Source organism: Halostagnicola alkaliphila, from assembly GCF_055379965.1.
Map to the genome: position 1 here is coordinate 2,702,179 of NZ_AP043826.1, position 19,376 is coordinate 2,721,554.

Consider the following 19,376-nt stretch of genomic DNA (forward strand, 5'->3'; position numbering starts at 1 on the left):
GCTGAGTGAAAATCGATAGCGCCGCATCCTGATACAACAGCACATGCGTTTTCTCGTCGACCTGATGTGCGGTGGAATCGTCTCGTACCTTCGAATGTGCGGTCACGACACGGCCTACGCCGGCGAGAGGGATCTCGAGGAGGATGACGAACTTCAGCGAGTTGCAGATTCGGAGGGCAGGGCATTGATCACTCGAGACGCGGCCCTCTCCGAGCGAGCCGAGGATTCGATCCTGCTCACGTCCCGAGCAGTCGAGGCCCAACTCGAGGAACTCGCCACGGCGAGTGTCGATCTGACGCTCGCGACGGAGCCGGTGTGGTGTGGCCGATGCAACGGGCATCTCGAGCGTGTGCAATCGCCTTCGGAAGAGTCGGCGAGCGAGGTACCCGAATACGTCCCAGGCGGAACGCGACCGATATGGCGGTGTCGAGCGTGTGGACAGTACTTCTGGAAGGGGAGTCACTGGGACGACGTTCGGTCGACACTCTCGGAAATCGATTGAACGATCCAGGGCCAAGAACGACGGCTCGAGCACTCAGTATACGGAGTCGTCTTCGAACCGACCGTCGTAGGCGATGTGACTGGCGTGCGTCGGCTCCTGACCGGAGAGAAACAGTCGCTCGACTTTCTTCCAGGTGTTTTCGTAGCCGAGGTGAGCCAGTTCCGTCGCCGTCGTCTTCCACCTCTCGAGTCCGTCCGCGTGGACGATCCGTCTACCGGCGCCGTTCTCGAGTGCGTCGAGAACGCCCGCTTCCGTTTCGAAATCGTCGTCGAAGGCGGTGTAGGCGACCCCGATCGTACTCGGCACGTGAGCGTACGAGGACGCAAACGGCGACATCGACGTGAGTTCGGCGATTTCGCGCGCCCGGCGATTCGTCGAGGGAAGATGTTTCGGGTTGTAGATTTCGACGCCGTCGATGATGTCGTCGTACGTCCGAATGTCGTCTTCCGTGAGGCTCACGGTCGCGAACTCGGGATGAGGTACCAACACCGTCGCGTCCTGGCGTTCGAACTCGGCCATCGCCGCCTCGAGCGAAATGAAATCGGGAACCGGCTCGGACAGTCCGAGCGCGAGGACGTGTTTGCGATTTCGCCACGAGCCGGTGAACACCTCTCGAGCAGGGATGACGAGCAAGTCGTCGCAGGAGTGGGTCTCGGCTCGACGTCGGATCTCGGGGAGCCGAGTGAAATGCGGTGCATAGACGATGGCATCGAGTCCCGCTTCTCGAGCGTTCGAAACGACGTCTCTGTCGAGCACTTTAACGTGGCAATCGACTCGAAACTCGGCTCCGGCAGTCACGTCCACCAGTTTTGAGACTGGGAAGTTATGAATTCTGATTCGTCAGTCACGGTCGACGTGTCGACGGCCCGAACGGTCGAAAAGACCTTTAGGTATCGTTGTCTCACAGGTACCAATGCCCTGGGACTGTGGAATCGACGGCTGCGGCAAAGTCTTCGAAGAGGTCGAATCAGCGGTTATCCATCAAGCGACCGAACACGAACGCCGCGAGTGCAAAGTATGCGGTACGATTGTCCCAGACGGCTACCTGTCGATCCGTCACGTCTTTACCGAACACAGTCGCGCCGAGTACGTCAGAGCCTACGGCGCGAGCTCCGAGGACGTCCGAGAGCGCGAAGACCTGCTCGAGGAAATCGATTCCGTCGCGGATATGCAACACATCGCGACCGAATTGAAACGGTAATTTCGGATTGTACGCGCCGGTAGCTCGTCGGCTCATCAAGACCGTTGGTTCCACACCCTACACGGACTCACGATCCTCTTCTCGTAATTCAGTAGAAAACCTCCTCGGCACTCGCTCCGACCTCACTCCGTTCGATCCTCGCTCGCGCCGAGCGAACCGGCCCCCTACCGCTCGTCGGAATCCAGCACCCGAATCTGGTCGCCCCGAACCGTCACCGGAATCGGAACCGTCGCCTCGTACAGTTCGACGGTCACCTGATCCTTGCCCTCGTCGATGCGCTGAACCTGGGCTTTCTCGCCCTTGAACGGTCCTGCGATGAGCTCGACGATGTCACCCTCTGCGATCCCTTCGACATCCGGTTTCGGCGAGAGGAAGTGCTCGACCTCTGAGATGTCGGATTTGCCCGGCACGATGCTCCGGGCGTGTGGGATATCCTCGAGGACACGATTGAGGACCGCGTTGTCGTCCGCCTCGACCATGACGTATGATGTCAGCGAGTCGGGCGCGAGCGCGGCGTGGATATCCGGCTCCTCGCGGTTGATAATCATGTCCGCGACGGTGCGTTCTTGGCTCGCGGTGGTTTTGACTGCGTAGATCGCCATTAGACGCCACCTGATCCGGTCAGGAGCAGCATGATTGCGCCGATGATGAAGCCGATGAATCCGACAAAGAGGATTCCGGCTCCGGCGATTTTCGAGACCTGCAGGAACTCGTTCGTCGTCGGTGTCGTTGCCATTTTCAACACCCTGACGTACGAGGTGAGATCGTACGGAACGTCCATATATGTGTGTTCACAGTGCGTGCCCTTTTATCTGTCTTTCGTGTCCCGTTTGTTTCACTCGAGTTCGATCACGAGACAGGTACTGTCACGATATCGAATTAGTCGGTTGTCGGAAACGGCTTCTAGTGGCGGTCCAAGCCTGAACTGATGGGTGAAATCGATGGCGTGTTCCCGAGTTCACTCATCAGTCGACGCTTGGAACGGTACTAGCGATAGCAGGATCAGCCAACGTTGCAGATGACGGCACGCCGATCAAACAGCTGGCATCCAAAGTTCCGGTATGGCAGAAGACGACACAGACCGAGCGGACGAGTACGAGGCAGAACGAGAGGCGGAGATCGAAGACGAACTCGAGCGAATCGATCGGGATCCCGACGAGGTCGACGACGGCGACGACGATCTCGGAACGCAGAACGCGCCCCGATCGGAGGACGAGGAAGAATCCGAGGAGTGAGTTCACACCGCGGGGACCACTGCGCCGTCGCGTGGACCCGCGAGCGGGATTCTTTTGCCCCCGGCCTTCGACCGTTCGGGTATGCAGGTCCACGTCGTCGCCGATGACCCGGTTCGAGCGGCTATCGACGCCGCGCTATCCGATATCGACATCACAACCCGAGACGCCGACCCGACAGCACTAGACGAGGCCCGGTTCGCGATCGTCAGCGACGTCGCCGGTTCGAACACCTTCGAGCAGGCGACCAACGCGACTCGAGCGGGAGACACGCCCTGGATAGCCGTCGAAATCGGCGGCGTGGGCGGCCACCCCATCGAGGCGGTCGACGCCGCGGTGTCCGGATACGCCCCGGGAACGGGCTGTTACAACTGTCTCTGTACGCGAGTCGCCTCGGCGCGGGATACGGACGAGCAGCCGGAACAACCGAGTGCGGATCGAAGCGAGGCACGCCTGGCCGGTGCGATCGCCGGCCGCGAGTGCGTTCGAGTGTTTTCGGAGGGTGAGCGATCGATCATCGGCCACGTTCGCGAGCTTCCCTACGCCAGGCGACACTACCTGCCGATCCCGACCTGCGGCTGTCACAGCTCCGAGCGGGATCGAACGCTCGATCTCGAGGACGACGACTCGCTCTCGCTCGAGGAGGCGGCCGACCGAGCAGAAATCGCGATCGATTCCCGACTGGGGCCGGTGCTCTCGATCGGCGAGGTCGAGTCGTTCCCGGCGCCGTACTATCTCACGACGCTTGCCGAAACCGATGGATTCAGCGACGCGTCCGCGTCGAAACAGGCCGCGGGCGTCGACGAAGACTGGAACGCAGCGCTGATGAAAGCCGTCGGCGAGGGACTCGAGCGCTATTGCGCGGGGGTCTACCGCGACGACGAGTTCCGCCACGCGAGCGAATCGGCCCTCGAGAATCCCGTCTCGCCGCTCGAACTCGTTCGACCCGACGACGCGCCGTCGTTCGATTCGTCGACGGAGTGTCGATGGGTCGAGGGCGTGAACCTCGAGACCGGCGAGTCGGCACAGCTCCCCGCGGCGACGGTTCAGTTTCCACAACCGGGCGAGCGCCTCGTCCCGGCGATTACGACCGGCCTCGGACTCGGCTCCTCCACCGTCGACGCTTTGATCTCGGGACTCACGGAGGTCCTCGAGCGCGACGCGACGATGCTCTCGTGGTACTCGACGTATGATCCACTCGGGCTCGCCGTCGAGGACGAAACCTACGACGCGCTCGAGCGCAGGGCCCGGAGTGAGAGACTTTCCGTAACCGCACTACTGCTGACCCAGGACGTTGACGTTCCCGTAGTCGCCGTCGCCGTTCACCGAGATAGGGCGACCGCTCGCAACGAGGACAACTGGCCGCACTTCGCCGCGGGCTCTGCGGCGGCGTTGGACGGCACGGCCGCCGCCCGGTCGGCACTGGCCGAAGCGCTCCAAAACTGGATGGAACTGCGCGGAATCGGCCTTGACGATGCGGATACCGCAACGGGCGAGATCGGGCGCTACGCGTCGTTCCCCAACGCAGCGCAGGAATTCGTCGACATCGATCGAACGATTCCCGCCGAGAGCGTCGGTCCGGATCCGGTCCCGACTGGAGCCGACAGACTCGAGGAACTCGTCTCCCGAACGAGCGCGGCTGGTTTGACGCCGTACGCGGCCCGGCTAACGACGCGAGACGTGGCGGATCTCGGCTTCGAAGCGGTGCGGGTCGTGGTTCCCGGCGCACAGCCGCTTTTCACCGGCGAGCCGTACTTCGGCGACCGCGCAACCGCGGTTCCGGACGAACTCGGCTTCGAGCCGGACCTTGATCGGGAGTTCCACCTCTATCCCTGAGATTTCCGCGAAGAAATAGCGCTAGATCCGAGACGATTTGCAGTTCAGTCGTTTCTGCGTACGACAGATCCCCTCGATTCAGTTATCCCGTAGTTCACTCCTCTTCGGACGGCCACTCTTCGTCGTCGAACTCCTCGGTTTCGTTCTCGTCTAGCTCTTCTCCGTCGGATTCGTTGCCGTCGAGTTCCGGTTCGTCTTCCTCGCTGGTGGATATCTCGAGTTCGAGGTCGTCGTCGTAGATCGTTATCTGGATGAGCTGTGTCTCACCCGTAACGGCCCCGACTTCGACCCAATCCTCGTCTCCGGTCTGGTCGATTCGCATCACTCGAAAACTCTGCTCGAATCCGTCGAGTGACGGGGCGCTCACGCGCTCACCGGGCGTAACGGAGTATCCTTGATCGTACGTTCCGCGGTCGGTCCCTCGCTCTATCGCCTCGAGTTGAATATTGTGGGTTTGGTCGCTTTCGTTGAAGATTTCGACCGGAACCGGGCTCTGAATCTCCCCCTGAAAGTGCTCTTGAACGCCGTCGATACAGCCCGCTAACCCGACGGTCGCGAGCACGGCACCGGATCGAAGTACAGTACGGCGATTCACACCCGAGCCTCGGTGCTGGATAGTTGTATGTATTACTTTTCGAATCGACCGTAAGATACGGAGAGCCGGATCCGTAGATACCCTCATTCACTCCGTGCGGATACTCCCAGCCTCGAAAATGAAGTCTGTATCGTCGGGCCGAAAATGTAATATAATTTAAAGTGTTGTATGATGTCATGGGGGATATTACCACCCAATCGAACGACCAGTACGGCAGCATAGACGACGTGAACATCGCTCCGGAAACAGGATGGAACGCACAGTACATCGGCGGCGAGTGGCGACCACCGGGTGATCGCGAAACCATCCGGGTGAACGCGCCGGCGACTCAGAGCGCGGTCGGCGAGGTTCCGCGTGGAACGATCGACGACCTCGACGAGGCCTTCGAAGTCGCCGAGGACTCACAAGGGAAATGGGCTGACACGCCGCCCCAAGAGCGCGCACAGATCGTTTCGACGGCCGCACACTTACTCGAGGAACACATGGAGGAGTTCGTCCACCTGGTCGCGATCGAAGGTGGCGGGGTACGAGCGAAGGGGGAATTCGAAGGCGGAGCCGCCGTCGGCGTGGCCTCCCACGCGGCCGGCATGGCGCTTCGCAACCGAGGCGAGCGCTCGGAGTCGACGGTACCCGGGAAGGAAAACATCGTCGTCGAGGAACCGGTCGGCGTGGTTGGGGTGATTACGCCGTGGAATTTCCCGACGGTCCTCTCGATTCGGGCCGTCGCGCCCGCGCTGGCGCTCGGCAACAGCGTCGTCCTGAAACCGGACGAACACACGCCCGTCACCGGCGGGTTACTGCTCGCTCGAGTGTTCGAGATGGCGGGACTCCCGGACGGCGTCTTCAACGTCGTCACGGGCTACGGCGACGACATCGGCGATCACTTCTCTGGCCATGAGGTTCCCGACGTGATCTCGTTTACCGGTTCGACCGAGGTCGGCCGCCGCGTCGCGACCAACGCGGTCGAGAATTTCCACTTCCCGGCGCTGGAACTGGGCGGGAACAACGCCCACATCGTCACCGACGACGCCGATCTCGAGCTGGCTATCGAGGCGGGGGCATTCGGCTCGTTCACCCACCAGGGGCAGGTCTGCATTTCGATCAATCGACACCTCGTCCACGAAGACGTCTACGACGACTACGTCGCGGGCTTGGCCGAAGCGGCCGCCCATATCCCGGTCGGCGACCCGCTCGAGGAGGACTCGATCGTCGGGCCGATCATCAACGAGTCGCAATTCGAGCAGATGACCGACTACCTCGAGGAAACGGTCGATTCGGGCGCGGTCGTCGAAGCGGGCGGTGACTACGAGTTCCCCTACGTCGAACCGACGGTTCTCTCGAACGTGACCAACGACATGGCCGCGGCGTGTAACGAACACTTCGGCCCGATCGTTCCCGTGATCCCGTTCTCGAACGACGAGGAAGCGATCGAACTCGCCAACGACACGGAGATGGGCCTGTCGGGGTCGGTCCACTGTCAAGATATCATTCGAGCGCGCGACATCGCAGCGCAGATGGAAACCGGCATGGTCCACATCAACGACCAGCCGATCAACGACGATCCGCAGGCCCCCTTCGGCGGCGTCAAGTCCTCCGGAATGGGCCGGTACAACGACCGGTGGATCGCAGACGAGTTTACGACAACGCGCTGGATCTCGGTCCAGCACGAACCTCGAGAGTACTGAACGGCCGTCTCGAAGTGAATCGTTCGAACGGAGTTGTTCGAACGGTCCGTCGAGATCGCTCGCAGCCGTGAATATCGCACGTTCGAAGCGATTCGTGATTCGAGAGCGACGAGTATTTTCAAGGCGGAGCCGTTCGTTATTCGAACGATGGAGAAAGTCTCTATCGAGGCGGTCGACAACCAGCCGAACCCGATGGCGGCACAAACCGTTCGACGGCCGGTGTCGGACGCGCTCGGGACGACCGACTTCGCGATGAACTACTTCGAACTCGAGTCGGGCGAGTCCTTTTCGGGCGGCTACCACACCCATCACGATCAGGAAGAGGTATTCTACGTCCTCGAGGGAACGGCAACGTTCGAAACCGAAAACGGTCAACTTTCTGTCGAGGCTGGCGAACTCGTTCGATTCGCCCCAGGAGAGTTCCAGCAGGGAACGAACGAGGGCGACGAACCCGTCGTGGGTTGGGCCTTCGGTGCGCCCGATTCGAGCCACAATTGGGAGGACATCGAGTCGGTGATCTACTGTCAAGAGTGTGAAACAGAAACGAAACACGGACTCGAGGTCGCGGATGAAGGCGGATTCCGCCTCACCTGTACCGAGTGTGGCACCTCGTTTACGATCGCCTGAGGGTCCTGTGGAGGCACAGGTACGGCAACTCGATTCTCGTCACGACTCGAGAGCGAACGCGTCGCAAGCTATCTCGAGCGAATCTCGCGGGACCGTTCAATCGGTGATCCCGTCTAATCGGCGGCCCCAACAAATCGGAGGGTCCCGTCTCCTTACTCGTCGGCCGGCGAGTAGTTCGGCGCTTCGTCGGTGATTACGACGTCGTGTGCGTGGCTTTCGGCCTGTCCGGCCGCGGAAACGCGGACGAACTCGCTTCGTTCTTTGAAGCGAGGGATCGTTCCGGCACCGACGTATCCCATCCCAGACTGCATGCCGCCTGCGAGCTGGTGGAGTTCGGACTTGAGCGTTCCCTTGTACGGCGTCGCCGCTTCGACGCCCTCCGGAACGTACTCCTCTTCGTCCTGGGGCTCGTCTTTCAGGTATCGGTCGCCGTCACCCGATTTCATCGCACCGACTGACCCCATGCCGCGGTACTGCTTGTACTTCTTGCCGTTCATCGTCACGACCCGACCGGGGGCCTCCTCGGTCCCCGCGAAGTACGACCCGAGCATCACCGCGTCGGCGCCGGCCGCAATCGACTTGATCGCGTCGCCGGAGTACCGAATCCCGCCGTCGGCGATCACCGGAACGTCGTGTTGACTCGCGACATCTGCAACCTGCGAGACGGCGGTGATCTGGGGCATTCCCGACCCCGAGACGACTCGAGTCGTACAGATCGATCCCGGACCGATGCCGACTTTGATGCCGTCGGCGAACTCGACGAGGTCCTCGGCGGCTTCGCGAGTGCCGACGTTGCCGACGACGACGTCGGCGTCGACGGATTCTTTGATCTCTCGAGCGCCCTCGATGACGTTCGCGTTGTGGGCGTGGGCGGTGTCGATAAAGAGCACGTCCGCGTCCGCCTCGTCGGCGGCCTCGGCGCGGTCGGTTTCGAACGGGCTGACGGCGGCGCCACAGCGAAGGCGACCGTCCTCGTCGCGGACGGCCTCGTTGTACTCGCGACGCTGGAGGATTCCCTGCATCGTCACCAGTCCGACGAGGAGGTTCTCGTCGTCGACGACCGGAACCCGCTCGATCTTGTGTTCGTACATCAGATCGAAGGCCTCGCGCGCGTCGATGTCTTCCGGTGCCGTAATGACTTCGTCGGTCATCGCGGCTGTGACGGGGTCATCCTCGTTGACCTCGAGGTGCGGTCGAATGTCCGTACTCGAGATGATACCGAGGACTTCGCCGCGCGTGTTAACGACGGGTGCACCGCCGACGCCTTCCTTGACCATCATCTCGTCGACTTCGCGGACCGATATTTCGGGATCGGCCGTTACGACCGAGTCGGTCGGAATGATGAGTTCGTCGGCGCTTTTGACGCGATTGATCTCGTCGACCATCTGGTCGACGTTCATGTTTCGGTGCAGCACGCCAAGCCCGCCGTGGCGGGCCATCGCGACCGCCATCTCGCTTTCGGTGACGGTATCCATTGCCGCAGAGAGAATCGGGACAGAGACTTCGACGGACTTCGAGACGCGACTCGTCAGATCCGCATCGTCGGGTTCGACGCGGCTCTCTTTGGGTCGAAGGAGCACGTCGTCGAAGGTCAGCGCTTCCGGTACTTGAAGCTTCGAGGAATAGGGCTCGTGGTCAGGAACGTCGTTCGCCATGTAAACTGTCCGGAATCGGGGGCAAAAAACGTTGCGTGTTGCATTTTCAGACTGTACAACGACAACGATAACCACGGACATGGTCTCGAAGCCGACTCGAGACGAGTCCGGGGTTCGTGGACGTGGTAGACCAGCCATTGTCACCGTCGGCGGAATTTGAAGAATGTAAACTCGATGCGGACAGTCGTTCATTACCGTCACGAAATGCACACTGTTGTCGAACGATCTGCCGAGTGCTGTAACCACTTCTCACACAACGTTTATTAATAATGCAGGACTCCGGTAGAGTATGTTCGCTGTGAGTTCCACCACGGCCCGAACCGGTGATCGGATGAGTGCTCTCTCCATCGCACCGTTTACATTCGGGTTTTCGAAACTCACAGCAGGCCAGAAACGCTCGAATGACTGGCTCGGCGCGAGCCAGTCTGGGCGGGACCGCCGGTTACACTCCCATCTGGCCCCGGGTCACGGCCATCGTTCCTAATCGATGAGCACGTCACAACACCCGGTTGCGCTGAGCCTCGAGCGGTTCGCAAGCGACGACGCAAAGCTTCTCGCGCTGGTCATGGCACTGCCGCTTATCGACGGCGTCTTTCCGGCGATGATCCTCGCCGGGGCAGTCGACGACCCACTCGGAGCGATCCAGGTCGGATTGTTGATTTTCGGCGGCAGCGCGACCGTCGCCGTCATCCTCGCGGAGATGAACGGCTCGCCTCGAGAACAGGCGGCCATCGTCCTGGTTGTCGGGATTCCGTTGATCATCCTCGCCGCGATACAGGCCGCGCTCGCGCCCACGATCGAGAGCGTGTTGAATATCGTTATCTTCGAGCGCTTCGCAGCGCTCGTCATCGCGGCCATCGCGGCCCAGACCGCGAGTGCGACCGTCGGCGAGTACATCCCAAATCCCGGTATCATCATCGCCCTCGGGCTGCTCGCGAGTTTGGACCCGAGCGGCGCCGCGTTGGTGTTCGATACCGATCCCTCGCTGATCGCGAACGCGACGCTGGCGGCCACCGTCGGCGTCCTGTTCGCGCTCTCGATCGCACTCGGCGGACCGTACCTCCGAACCTACATGGACATCGACCGATTCCGATTCGGAAGCGCCGTCGCGTTGGGTCTGCTTCCGCTTTCCCTCCTCGGGATGGCCTTCGGCGAGGCTCCGCTGGCGGCCCTGATCGTCGCCGCCGTGCTCTCGATCGACCCGCAGTTCGACGGCGACGCCGCTCGAGAAACGCTCAACTCCGATCCGCGGCCGGACGGCGGCAGTGCGGAAGAACGAGACGACTCGAGCGAACCCAAGGTCCCCGAATCGTCCGAGTCCGACGACGATACCTACCCCGGCGACGACTCGACCGACACCGCGGGCCGAGCCCCGTGGCTGTAATCGAATCGTAACGGCTTTAGGGAGGATCGCTCTATGAATGCTCGAGGGGTCGTGGCCAAGCCAGGCATGGCGGCTGACTCCAGAGGCTACGGCGCCCGGGACGACACTCCAGACTGATATACTGATCGGACACCTGATCAGTGTCCGTGTGATGACCCTCTGGAGTTCCGAGGCGCACCGGAGATATCAGTAGATCGGGGGTTCAAATCCCTCCGACCCCACTTCTCACCGCGAACAACATCGTGAGCGGTGAGTATAGGAAAAGGAGGGATTTGAATCAGGGAGCAGCTTGCTGCGACCGTGGTTCACAATCCCTCCGACCCCATTTCCTCGCGGCTCACAAATCCGTGAGCCGCGCGTACTGCAAGAGGAGGATTTGAACGAGACGAGGCGTGCGAACGCAGTGAGCACGTCTCGGCGTAGTTCACAATCCCTCCGACCCCACTCACCTTCCGACGATCCGTAACCCACAGAGGGCGGCCCATTTCCCGAGTTTGTTTATATACTCGAGAGGCGCTCTGATCTTGATTTCGTTACGTTAGCTATCGATAGGTGTCTTCGTGATGTGATTCTAATAGTGATGCTCAGTGAAAGTATACGATTATCACGCGGCACCCCTTCCCGCTGATCTCGACTGCACTGATGAGGATACTCCTGTGAGGTGTGTAGAGCGATACGTACAGGCGAAGCAGGTAACAGAGAGAGGATTAATCTCCCTGGGTGCTGTCAAAAACCGCCTGCTGAATATAGAGGATGGGCTTTGTTTAGACGCTCCCGAATGGGCGGTCCGGGAGTCATTTCGGCTGAGCAGAACGCAGTAGAGAGCACCTCACGGTACATATTCACACGTTGAGAACGAAGCGTTAGAGCCAATTCCTGCTGCGTCTAAACAAGGCCCAAATGGCCCGCTTGGGTTCCAAAACGAGCACGACGCTGCTGTATCTCCCATACGCACGAACTGTCTTTCCTCAGTGTACGCTACGCAAAGATGTAAAATAACTCGAACTGTCGAAATAGATGCCATCGAAAATATCCTTTCTGAAAGGCTTATATTGTTTTATTTCCAACGTTATGAATGTGAGACGACGACATTTTCTCGGTTCCATGGCTCTCGCCGGGATCGGGACTACGGCTGGGTGTATGAGTTCGGACAACGACGAATATGCGACGATGCAACAACTAATGCTACTGAACGATCGCGACGACCCTGTGACGATGGAACTCAGGATTGAACGGGACGACAATGACGAAGTCGTTCACGAGGAGACGTACGAGATAGACTCTGGGTTAGACGGAACTCCCGTTGATTGCGTCTGGCCGGATGAACCATTACGTGTACTGGCTCAACATGACAAAGATGATGAGTGGAGTAGTTTGAGTACGGCCGAAGAAGCAGAGTGTCTAAGCGTACTCGTTGAGGCAAACAACCAAGGAACAACCTTTTTTCTCTCTCGCGAAGAGTGTCCAATTCGTTCACCCCATTGTCATACTTCTAAGGAGGAATAGTGTACAAATGGAAGCCGTTTGACTTGATACCAAGGTTTGGACAACAGGGGTGAGGATTTAAATAATGTCAGATATCCCCCGCCCCTCACACATTGTGCCGTCGCCTTTCGGAGTGGTGCTATATTATTTTACAATACCGGAGTCTGACTGGTCGTTGTAGGATATCTTTCGAATTTCGTCAACGCCCTCCTCCCTGGCCTTTCTTTTCACAACAGGGTCGTCCACTTCGGCAACTGACGTCGGTTCATGTCTATTTACGGTAACGTCGCTACCCGAGTAGATCCGTTGACGAATGTATTCATTATCGTCTTCACTGACAATAGTCTCCTTCGGCTTGTCTCGAGTGATATCCGCATAAGCACTCATATCATATCCATTAGCTGGGTCGTCGTCCTCAATGTAGAACCGTACAGCCGCTCCAGCGGACGCTCTATAATTGTTTCCAAACCAACCGCCCGAGTAGTCCCAGGTATATTCGGCGTGGTTGCCTTCATTCTCCGACTCTCCGTCGTTTCGAAACGCGCTGTAAATGTTATATGCCGACAGAAAGACGTTAGCGCGGTCGCTGATCTCCGATGCACCTTCGTCCGCTGCCGCAATCAAGCCTTCCTCCCAGTCCAAACGGTCGTCCGGTTGCGATCCGTCTTCTTGTGTTGCTGCGATCGCCCGCTCATCATCTGATCCAGGCGGAAACACAGAACTCGTGGTAGGGTTGCCAGTTTCCATCTCTATTTTCAATTCTGCAATATTCTCCATTTCCTCCCAGTCCGTCAAAGGGCGCTCCTCTTCGGCAAACGCAACCCCGCCGGCGAGAAATTGATGCATCACCTGACTACCAATTTCCCGAGAATCAACACGGTGGGCAATGACCACTACGTTCGTTGCTTCGTAACTTTCTAGGGCCTGATCGTAGCTGACTACACGGACATCGAACGATCGGGTAAATTCCGGATCGTAGCCCGGGTCACAAGTGCCACAATACTCAGCACTTGCCGCGGATACCTGTCCGGTGAAAGCTGAGCCAACAATTCCCGCTGCCCCCATTTTGACTGCAGACCGCCGAGTTATACCGGCGGGTTTACTCTTTGATTCACTTTTTGAGACACCTTCACCTGGGTTTTTATCTCGCATATCAACAGAATATAATACATTCAAATATATAAATGTATTCTAGTCTATATTATAATGGCTATAGTAAATTAGATTGGCACTCGTCTTAGTCAGCCTTATAGCCGTTCTTGACGCCGATTTCAGGTCTTGCTGCTTATTTCCCGGCCCCATTAACACAAACTGCTCGGCCGGTCGTGTTCGCTCCGAATCCGTGAGCCGTCTGGCGAATTCGGCCCACGGTGCGTAGTCGGCATGCTCGAGCAGCGCCCTCGGGTCCGGTGGGTTTTCGGTCCAGAACATGAGCCGTAGTTTCCGAATCGGTAGACGACCGCATCTGGAGTTCGACCGATAAGTTCTGCCGTATCCCGAACTATCGGATCGGATTTGTCCTCTGTGATATCCTCATTGAGGTACAGGTCCAGCGTAACTAGGAACTCGTCTCGTATCCACTCTCGATTAGCCATGGGAGTACGATCATGTAACCACGTGAAATGATTAGCCGATAGCGTGCCGTGGGACAAGGTACCAGTTAACGAAAATATTTGCCACTGTGGTGGAGGAAGTGACCTACATTCGCATTGTGCACACGAAGACCTCCCGCTTCACAGAGAGGGTTGTATCGCTCGGCCAAAAAGCCGTCGTTGGCCAGCCAGCTCCGGCTTACCGTCCGGGAGAAGAAGGCTACGCTGACTGGGTAATTCTCGACGAGAGGGATTTATGATCGCGACAGCAATTGCGCTGATGGGATCAGTGCTCGCGATGTCGCGATTGGTGATCTCCGGAGGGGAGACGCGTGACCAATCCCGACCACGCCGACCGCGGACTCAAGGCATCGGACTACCGCACGATGCCGCGCGTGGTGTTGAAGGAGAAGATGGCGACAACGTGCTGGTGCCGGCGATCGACACCGATCGCTGGTCTGACGATCTCGATATTGCAGAGGGCGACGCGGAAATCGATTCCGTGCAGTTCTCCGGCGAGGGATTGGCGACGCGTACACGTCAAGCGGTCGTTAGGCGAAGGTGTCGCGTACGCACCGTGCAGGCGATAGGTGTGATCCGACGATCACTAGAGGATTGCACAGAAGTCAATTCGATACCGACATAGACTCACTGAAGGGGCGCTTATTGTTGAGTTCGAATAGCGGAATAACATCGGTTGTTGCATAGTGTTTGATTGCCTCACGGAGTTCCTGAAATTGTGGGAGATCGGTTGCACCAATTCTCTTAAAATTTAAATATCGCTCACCGAGCAATGGAATGTCACACCCCATCATGTAGGGTTCGATTCCTTTCCAAGTAGGCCGATGAGGAACAACATCGATATCAAAGTCGTACTCTTGGAACGGTGTTCGAGTCACATCAACACCAACAGTTTCGCAAATGTTCTCAAACGAAGTATACTCATCACCACAGAAATCACACGCCTCGGGCATAAGATCGATACTCTCTATATTGTCGACGAACTCCTCGGCTCGCTGTGCCACATCGAATCGTCCCTCAATCGTTTCGGCGGCAATCTGCGCTCGCCCTTCTAAGTGCGGCAAATCGAACTCGTTTCCATTATACGTGAGTACTGACTCCGGTGGTTTGGTCTCGAGATAATCAAGTGTTTGTTCAATCACTTTGAGTTCATCTTCAGCACTGTTTCCCTCGCGGAAGATGATCTCGTAGTGAGGATCTGTACCAGGTTCGGTCTGGTGGGCAACGCATACGCAAAAAAATTCGACGTGCTCAGAATTCTGCGCATCCATTTCCTCATCATCTGGTCGCTCAGCATTGATTGTTTCAATGTCGAAGGCAAGTCGACCGGAACTATCGGCACCCATTACATATCATAGGTTATGATAATATGTGAAAAGTATACCGGGAAAATCAGGAGAAAGATACTAGCTACTCGGCGTTTCGACATCGACGGTAGTCGCGATTTCGAAGGGAACTTTCCTACCGGAGAGGATTTCAGCAATTTCCTGGCACAGGGCGAGCGTGAGATCCGGGCGCTCGAGGGCTCGACGAGCGCTGGCGACGATGCGGGTAACGTCGTGACAGTCGAACGCGGCGGCGTTGGATCGATTACAGTCGTAATAGCCGGCGGCTTTCTCGATTTCGTCGAATCGCTATTCCGTTGCTGTCGTCGGTTCGGATCCGGACAGACCCGGGACTGTCGTTCATACCAACCGAGTTGACTGAATTCGAGACACTCCTCGAGCGCGAACTCACCTGCCACCACTCGAGAAACCAAGCCTCCACCTCATTCGAGGCAAAAAACGCTCTCCACGCAAATACGCTCTCGGAGCACCCTCGATCCCCGCGAGAAGCCTACATCGAGAACAGCTCACCTAGCCCCTGCGGGAATTCGACGCCCGATTCCTCGAGCGTGTCCTCAATCTCCTCGAGTTCGTCCTCGATTTCTTCGGCGTCGCCTGAAGTCGACTCTTCGCCGTCGGAGTCCCCGTCCGTTTCGGACGGCTCGTCCGACTCGTCGAACGTCCGGTCGCCGTCGCCACAGGAATCGAACTCGAAGACGCCGTTGAGCGCCATCGAGTGCGTGTCGTAGTAGGTGAACAGGTCCTTCGGGGCCTCGTACAGTCCGCCGTAGTGACCGACGGGGCCGGTGGTGTCGATGATGTTGTCGCCGAGATCCGACGTGAAGCTGAAGTTCTCGCGTTCGAAGATGAGTTCGTCGTCGAGCCAGTAGCGGACGATTCCGTCGTCGTTCGGCTCGCCGTTCGAAACCGTGTTCACGCACACGTAGCTCTCGAAGTCGTACCAGACGCCGGGTTCGATTTCGGGCTGGGCGAGCGCGTGCTCGTCGTCGTCCATGATGTAGTTGTGGTCCTGTGCCGCATTGATGTGGTAGGTGTCGGAGAGGAGGTGGAACGGGCCGTCAGGGTCGGTCCCGCGGCTGGTCACGTACATGCGGTTGCTCCACCCGTTCGTTCCGTCAGGTACGGTCCCGCCAGCGCTGGCTTCGCCGATCGACAGCGCGCAGTTCCAGATCCGGCAGTTCGAGAGGTCTCGGCCCTCCATCGACCAGTTGGTGTTGAGCGCGAAGCGCATGCGGTTGTTGAGTTCGAAGAGTCCGTCCTCGAAATCGTAGTGGGCGTTTGCCCCCCAGTGGTCGTTTTCGTTCACCTGCAATTGGATGGCGTTCTCGCCCGTGTAGGTCGGACTCGAGACGAAGTTCAGGTCGGCGCTGTCTCCGTTCGACAGTCGGTAGATGTCCGACCAGCTATCGTAGTCGTCGTAATCGAGGTGGACGATGTCGTCCGGGCGGCTGCCTTCCGCCGCCGCGACGCCGTCCGTTCCGAGTCCGACCGCACCCAGAACGCTTCCAACGCCCACGAGGCCGCCCAACTGCAGCGTTCGCCGTCTCGTCATCGTGGCGTCGTCAGTTCGTCTCGTCGATGCCTGTTCGTCCGGTTCTACCGTCTCGCGGTTCGAATGCTCTACCATGCACTCGGATAATTACAGAGCTTCGATAATTGTATTGTAGCGGTTACCCCGGAAACAATCGTTGCAGCTGCCACAACCGCGTTTGAGGCCTCGAGACGGCCGTAGCGGCCCTGAAAGTAGCACGCGACAAACCGCCACTTTCAGCCAGTCAAACGGTAGTAACACCCGTCAAATACCTCGGTTTTCAGACGCAGATTCCCGCTATCCTCGAGATCCGCTCCCTGTTGAAGTTCTGACATCCCGTTCTTGAGGCGTGTTTCACAGCCGATTTCGCCGAGACGCGCGCCACGGCGCTCGAGTCCTCGAAAAACGCATCGACCGCCTACCGTAATCACCTCGAACCCGCCCGAGTCACGCGATTTCGTCCGAGTAGGTGCCGGGTTCCAGTGGGAACACCTATCCCGGTCGCCGCGGATGCCGGTAGTATGCGAGCTGCAGTTCTCGAGGCCTATGGCGATCCGCTCTCGATCGAATCGGTTCCGGAGCCGGATCTCGCCGCCGACGGGATCGTCGTCGAGGTCGAAGCGTGTGGCATCTGTCGGAGCGATTGGCACGCCTGGCAGGGTCACGGCGAGTGGGCTGACGATCGGGTGCCACGCGGACAGATTCTCGGTCACGAGCCCGCGGGTCGAGTGGCCGCCGTCGGCGAGGACGTCGACCGGCTCGAAGTCGACGACCGGGTCGCGATCCCGTTCAATCTCGGCGACGGCTCCTGTCACCAGTGTCGAAGCGGGCACGGCAACGTCTGCGCGGACGGGCTCGCTCTCGGATTCGAACCCGACGTGCCGGGTGCGTTCGCCGAACGGGTCCACGTTCCACACGCCGATTTCAACGTCACGAAACTTCCCGACGGAGTTCGTTCGACCGACGCCGCCGCGCTCGGCTGTCGGTACGTGACCGCCTTTCACGCGCTGGTCCACCGCGCCGACATCCGGGCGGGTGACTGGGTGGCCGTCCACGGCTGTGGCGGGCTAGGTTTGGCCGCCGTCCAGATCGCAAGCGCACTCGGCGCGAGCGTCGTTGCAATCGACGTTCGAGACGGCCCACTCGAGCTGGCCGCCGACGCGGGTGCAGACGAACTCGTGAACGCGAGCGAGACCGCGGACGTTCCGACGGCTGTCGCCGAGGCGGTCGCCTCCAACGGGGATGCCAAGCGGCCGGAAGCGGAATCCGAAAACGCGGGCGTGGACGTCTCCGTCGACGCGCTCGGCCGAGCCGAGACCTGTCGGAACAGCCTGGACTCGCTTCGAATCCGAGGGACCCACGTCCAGCTCGGTCTGACCACGGACGCCGAGCGCGGCGAAGTCTCCCTGCCGGTCGACGAGATTACCCGCTGGGACGTCGACTTCCTCGGCTCCCGCGGAATGCCGCCCTCGAGGTACGGCGAAATCCTCCGAATGATCGCCTCGGAGCGGCTGGATCCCGGCAAACTCGTCACCAAGACGGTCGCACTCGAGGATGTCTCGGATCGACTCGCCGCGATGAGCGATTACGAGACTCGCGGCATCGAGGTTGTTACGGAGTTTTGAGCTCCCTCTCACCGGAAAACACGAACTGGTACGAACGCCTGAACGACCGGTTCTCGTGACTAGCCAAACTCGTAAGGCGATGTTCTCAACCGACTCTGGCACCTACCACGGGCATGAACGTCTTCTGGCTCGACGAGGATCCGCGACTGGCCGCGCGCTATCACTGCGACCAGCACGTAAACAAGCTCCTTCTCGAGGCGGCTCAGGTCCTCTGTACCGCGGCACGAGAAAACGGCCTCGACGCGGAGTTTCTCTACAGCCCGACCCACGTGAGTCATCCCGTGACCGAGTGGGCGACCGAATCTCGAGCGAACTGGCTTCGGCTTCGCGAGCACGCCGAGGCGCTCAACGAGGAGTTCGTCGAGCGCTACGAGAAAGAGGAAGACCACGCGAGTTGGCAAGTGATCGAGCAGATTGATCCGACCGAGATCGAGTTTCCACAGTCAGCGCCGACTCCGCGGCCCCAGGCCATGCCCGACGAATACCGGTGTGACAATCCCGTCGAAGCCTATCGATCCTACTACGCGGGCGAGAAAGCAGAGTGGGCCGAGTGGCGGTACACGGATCAACCGCCGTGGCTCGAGGCGCAACTGACGGAACTCGAAGCGCTCGAGGAGTAACTTACCCGTCCTCGAAAACGTCGTCGCTATCCTCGAGAAGCACTTCGTCGCCAACTTCGACGTCGCTCGCGGTACCGGCGGGAAGTTCGACGATTAGGTCGGCCGTTTCTTTCGCGAACCCGCGCCAGGGTCGAAGGGTTTCGACGCGCTGAACGACGTCCTCGTGAATCCAGATCACGTCCAGCGGCATGAAGACGAACAGCATGTGAACGTCTCGAGCGTCCGCGGTTTCGAAGGAAAACGCCAGTCCGTACTCCTCGGGTATCGATCGTTTGAACATCAGCCCGCGAGTTCGGCTCACGAGACTGTCCGCAATCTCGACATCGCTCGCGAGCGTCTCCCGCGCTCCGTCGGCGTCGTGGACGAGTCGCACGCTCTCGAGTCGATGCCAAGCCGTCAAAAAGATTCTCGCCGGTGCGTCGGGGTTAGCGGTTGCCAT

Annotated in this window: 20 protein-coding genes and 1 tRNA gene; 11 read left to right on the forward strand and 10 right to left on the reverse strand. The window is 59.2% G+C overall.

What is annotated here, in order from left to right:
• Nucleotides 1–43 precede the first annotated feature (43 nt).
• Entirely contained in the window at nt 44–502 is a 459-nt protein-coding gene (locus ACZ5C7_RS18750) for a Mut7-C RNAse domain-containing protein (RefSeq protein WP_464377788.1), read from the forward strand.
• A gap of 33 nt (nt 503–535) precedes the next feature.
• Here ACZ5C7_RS18750 and ACZ5C7_RS18755 read toward each other — a convergent pair whose 3' ends face one another.
• The gene (locus tag ACZ5C7_RS18755) at nt 536–1,306 is read right to left on the reverse strand and encodes a PHP domain-containing protein (protein ID WP_464377789.1); all 771 of its coding nucleotides are present in this window, start codon (nt 1,304–1,306) and stop codon (nt 536–538) included.
• Nucleotides 1,307–1,415: 109 nt separating this feature from the next.
• Between ACZ5C7_RS18755 and ACZ5C7_RS18760 the strand changes: the two genes are divergently transcribed.
• Nucleotides 1,416–1,703 carry a DUF7565 family protein gene (locus ACZ5C7_RS18760; protein WP_464377790.1) on the forward strand — a complete coding sequence of 96 codons (288 nt, stop codon included), beginning with the start codon at nt 1,416–1,418 and terminating at the stop codon, nt 1,701–1,703.
• Nucleotides 1,704–1,867: 164 nt separating this feature from the next.
• On the opposite strand, the gene ACZ5C7_RS18765 is transcribed toward ACZ5C7_RS18760, so the two are convergent.
• The gene (locus tag ACZ5C7_RS18765) at nt 1,868–2,305 is read right to left on the reverse strand and encodes a transcription elongation factor Spt5 (RefSeq protein ID WP_283835205.1); all 438 of its coding nucleotides are present in this window, start codon (nt 2,303–2,305) and stop codon (nt 1,868–1,870) included.
• On the reverse strand, nt 2,305–2,484 hold the full coding sequence (locus tag ACZ5C7_RS18770; protein WP_283835206.1) for a protein translocase SEC61 complex subunit gamma: 180 nt from the start codon (nt 2,482–2,484) through the stop codon (nt 2,305–2,307). The genes ACZ5C7_RS18765 and ACZ5C7_RS18770 overlap by 1 nt, the downstream gene beginning before the upstream one ends.
• Before the next feature lie 280 nt (nt 2,485–2,764).
• Between ACZ5C7_RS18770 and ACZ5C7_RS18775 the strand changes: the two genes are divergently transcribed.
• A complete protein-coding gene (locus tag ACZ5C7_RS18775; protein ID WP_464377791.1) occupies nt 2,765–2,938 on the forward strand; it encodes a hypothetical protein in 174 nt (57 codons plus the stop codon).
• 81 nt (nt 2,939–3,019) lie between these two features.
• On the forward strand, nt 3,020–4,771 hold the full coding sequence (locus ACZ5C7_RS18780) for a YcaO-like family protein (protein WP_464377792.1): 1,752 nt from the start codon (nt 3,020–3,022) through the stop codon (nt 4,769–4,771).
• Nucleotides 4,772–4,865: 94 nt separating this feature from the next.
• Here ACZ5C7_RS18780 and ACZ5C7_RS18785 read toward each other — a convergent pair whose 3' ends face one another.
• Complete coding sequence (locus tag ACZ5C7_RS18785) at nt 4,866–5,366, reverse strand: hypothetical protein (RefSeq protein ID WP_464377793.1); 501 nt, start codon at nt 5,364–5,366, stop codon at nt 4,866–4,868.
• 176 nt (nt 5,367–5,542) lie between these two features.
• On the opposite strand from ACZ5C7_RS18785, the gene ACZ5C7_RS18790 reads away from it, so the two are divergent.
• Together ACZ5C7_RS18790 and ACZ5C7_RS18795 are read left to right on the forward strand one after the other, a co-directional pair.
• Nucleotides 5,543–7,051, forward strand: coding sequence for an aldehyde dehydrogenase family protein (locus tag ACZ5C7_RS18790; protein WP_464377794.1), 1,509 nt, complete (start codon nt 5,543–5,545; stop codon nt 7,049–7,051).
• Between the two features lie 147 nt (nt 7,052–7,198).
• Nucleotides 7,199–7,678: a cupin domain-containing protein gene (locus ACZ5C7_RS18795; protein WP_464377795.1), complete on the forward strand. Its 480-nt coding sequence runs from the start codon at nt 7,199–7,201 to the stop codon at nt 7,676–7,678.
• Nucleotides 7,679–7,830: 152 nt separating this feature from the next.
• Here the strand turns inward: ACZ5C7_RS18795 and guaB are convergent, their stop codons facing one another.
• Nucleotides 7,831–9,333 (reverse strand): IMP dehydrogenase, encoded by a 1,503-nt coding sequence (guaB, locus tag ACZ5C7_RS18800; RefSeq protein WP_464377796.1) that lies wholly within the window; start codon nt 9,331–9,333, stop codon nt 7,831–7,833.
• Between the two features lie 487 nt (nt 9,334–9,820).
• On the opposite strand from guaB, the gene ACZ5C7_RS18805 reads away from it, so the two are divergent.
• Both ACZ5C7_RS18805 and ACZ5C7_RS18810 read left to right on the forward strand, forming a co-directional pair.
• Nucleotides 9,821–10,717, forward strand: coding sequence for a DUF5794 domain-containing protein (locus ACZ5C7_RS18805; RefSeq protein WP_464377797.1), 897 nt, complete (start codon nt 9,821–9,823; stop codon nt 10,715–10,717).
• A 45-nt stretch (nt 10,718–10,762) separates the two neighbouring features.
• A tRNA-Trp gene (locus ACZ5C7_RS18810) sits at nt 10,763–10,938 on the forward strand.
• Between the two features lie 1,408 nt (nt 10,939–12,346).
• Here ACZ5C7_RS18810 and ACZ5C7_RS18815 read toward each other — a convergent pair.
• A complete protein-coding gene (locus ACZ5C7_RS18815; protein ID WP_464377798.1) occupies nt 12,347–13,354 on the reverse strand; it encodes a hypothetical protein in 1,008 nt (335 codons plus the stop codon).
• Between the two features lie 696 nt (nt 13,355–14,050).
• Here ACZ5C7_RS18815 and ACZ5C7_RS18820 point away from each other — a divergent pair.
• A complete protein-coding gene (locus ACZ5C7_RS18820) occupies nt 14,051–14,440 on the forward strand; it encodes a hypothetical protein (protein WP_459889296.1) in 390 nt (129 codons plus the stop codon).
• Here the strand turns inward: ACZ5C7_RS18820 and ACZ5C7_RS18825 are convergent.
• The 3 genes from ACZ5C7_RS18825 to ACZ5C7_RS18835 form a co-directional block, all read right to left on the reverse strand.
• Nucleotides 14,421–15,161, reverse strand: a complete 741-nt coding sequence (locus tag ACZ5C7_RS18825; protein WP_283835214.1) for a 3'-5' exonuclease — start codon at nt 15,159–15,161, stop codon at nt 14,421–14,423. The genes ACZ5C7_RS18820 and ACZ5C7_RS18825 overlap by 20 nt on opposite strands.
• A gap of 60 nt (nt 15,162–15,221) precedes the next feature.
• Entirely contained in the window at nt 15,222–15,437 is a 216-nt protein-coding gene (locus ACZ5C7_RS18830; protein ID WP_459890088.1) for a DUF7692 domain-containing protein, read from the reverse strand.
• Nucleotides 15,438–15,651: 214 nt separating this feature from the next.
• Nucleotides 15,652–16,788, reverse strand: coding sequence for a hypothetical protein (locus tag ACZ5C7_RS18835; RefSeq protein WP_464377799.1), 1,137 nt, complete (start codon nt 16,786–16,788; stop codon nt 15,652–15,654).
• 425 nt (nt 16,789–17,213) lie between these two features.
• On the opposite strand from ACZ5C7_RS18835, the gene ACZ5C7_RS18840 reads away from it, so the two are divergent.
• On the forward strand, nt 17,214–18,317 hold the full coding sequence (locus ACZ5C7_RS18840; protein WP_464377800.1) for a zinc-dependent alcohol dehydrogenase family protein: 1,104 nt from the start codon (nt 17,214–17,216) through the stop codon (nt 18,315–18,317).
• Nucleotides 18,318–18,430: 113 nt separating this feature from the next.
• Entirely contained in the window at nt 18,431–18,937 is a 507-nt protein-coding gene (locus tag ACZ5C7_RS18845; protein ID WP_464377801.1) for a hypothetical protein, read from the forward strand.
• Between the two features lies 1 nt (nt 18,938).
• On the opposite strand, the gene ACZ5C7_RS18850 is transcribed toward ACZ5C7_RS18845, so the two are convergent.
• Nucleotides 18,939–19,310, reverse strand: a complete 372-nt coding sequence (locus ACZ5C7_RS18850; RefSeq protein ID WP_464378475.1) for a DUF192 domain-containing protein — start codon at nt 19,308–19,310, stop codon at nt 18,939–18,941.
• Nucleotides 19,311–19,376 lie beyond the last annotated feature (66 nt).

Excerpts from the sequence above, each read along its gene's own strand:
- ACZ5C7_RS18790 (WP_464377794.1), top strand. The coding sequence starts at position 5,543 with ATGGGGGATATTACCACCCAATCGAACGACCAGTACGGCAGCATAGAC.
- ACZ5C7_RS18795 (WP_464377795.1), top strand. The coding sequence starts at position 7,199 with ATGGAGAAAGTCTCTATCGAGGCGGTCGACAACCAGCCGAACCCGATG.
- ACZ5C7_RS18750 (WP_464377788.1), top strand. The coding sequence starts at position 44 with ATGCGTTTTCTCGTCGACCTGATGTGCGGTGGAATCGTCTCGTACCTT.
- ACZ5C7_RS18820 (WP_459889296.1), top strand. The coding sequence starts at position 14,051 with ATGATCGCGACAGCAATTGCGCTGATGGGATCAGTGCTCGCGATGTCG.
- ACZ5C7_RS18780 (WP_464377792.1), top strand. The coding sequence starts at position 3,020 with ATGCAGGTCCACGTCGTCGCCGATGACCCGGTTCGAGCGGCTATCGAC.
- ACZ5C7_RS18815 (WP_464377798.1), bottom strand. The coding sequence starts at position 13,354 with ATGCGAGATAAAAACCCAGGTGAAGGTGTCTCAAAAAGTGAATCAAAG.
- ACZ5C7_RS18840 (WP_464377800.1), top strand. The coding sequence starts at position 17,214 with ATGCGAGCTGCAGTTCTCGAGGCCTATGGCGATCCGCTCTCGATCGAA.
- ACZ5C7_RS18825 (WP_283835214.1), bottom strand. The coding sequence starts at position 15,161 with ATGGGTGCCGATAGTTCCGGTCGACTTGCCTTCGACATTGAAACAATC.
- ACZ5C7_RS18770 (WP_283835206.1), bottom strand. The coding sequence starts at position 2,484 with ATGGACGTTCCGTACGATCTCACCTCGTACGTCAGGGTGTTGAAAATG.
- ACZ5C7_RS18775 (WP_464377791.1), top strand. The coding sequence starts at position 2,765 with ATGGCAGAAGACGACACAGACCGAGCGGACGAGTACGAGGCAGAACGA.
- ACZ5C7_RS18835 (WP_464377799.1), bottom strand. The coding sequence starts at position 16,788 with ATGGTAGAGCATTCGAACCGCGAGACGGTAGAACCGGACGAACAGGCA.
- ACZ5C7_RS18805 (WP_464377797.1), top strand. The coding sequence starts at position 9,821 with ATGAGCACGTCACAACACCCGGTTGCGCTGAGCCTCGAGCGGTTCGCA.
- ACZ5C7_RS18760 (WP_464377790.1), top strand. The coding sequence starts at position 1,416 with ATGCCCTGGGACTGTGGAATCGACGGCTGCGGCAAAGTCTTCGAAGAG.
- ACZ5C7_RS18845 (WP_464377801.1), top strand. The coding sequence starts at position 18,431 with ATGAACGTCTTCTGGCTCGACGAGGATCCGCGACTGGCCGCGCGCTAT.
- ACZ5C7_RS18765 (WP_283835205.1), bottom strand. The coding sequence starts at position 2,305 with ATGGCGATCTACGCAGTCAAAACCACCGCGAGCCAAGAACGCACCGTC.
- guaB (WP_464377796.1), bottom strand. The coding sequence starts at position 9,333 with ATGGCGAACGACGTTCCTGACCACGAGCCCTATTCCTCGAAGCTTCAA.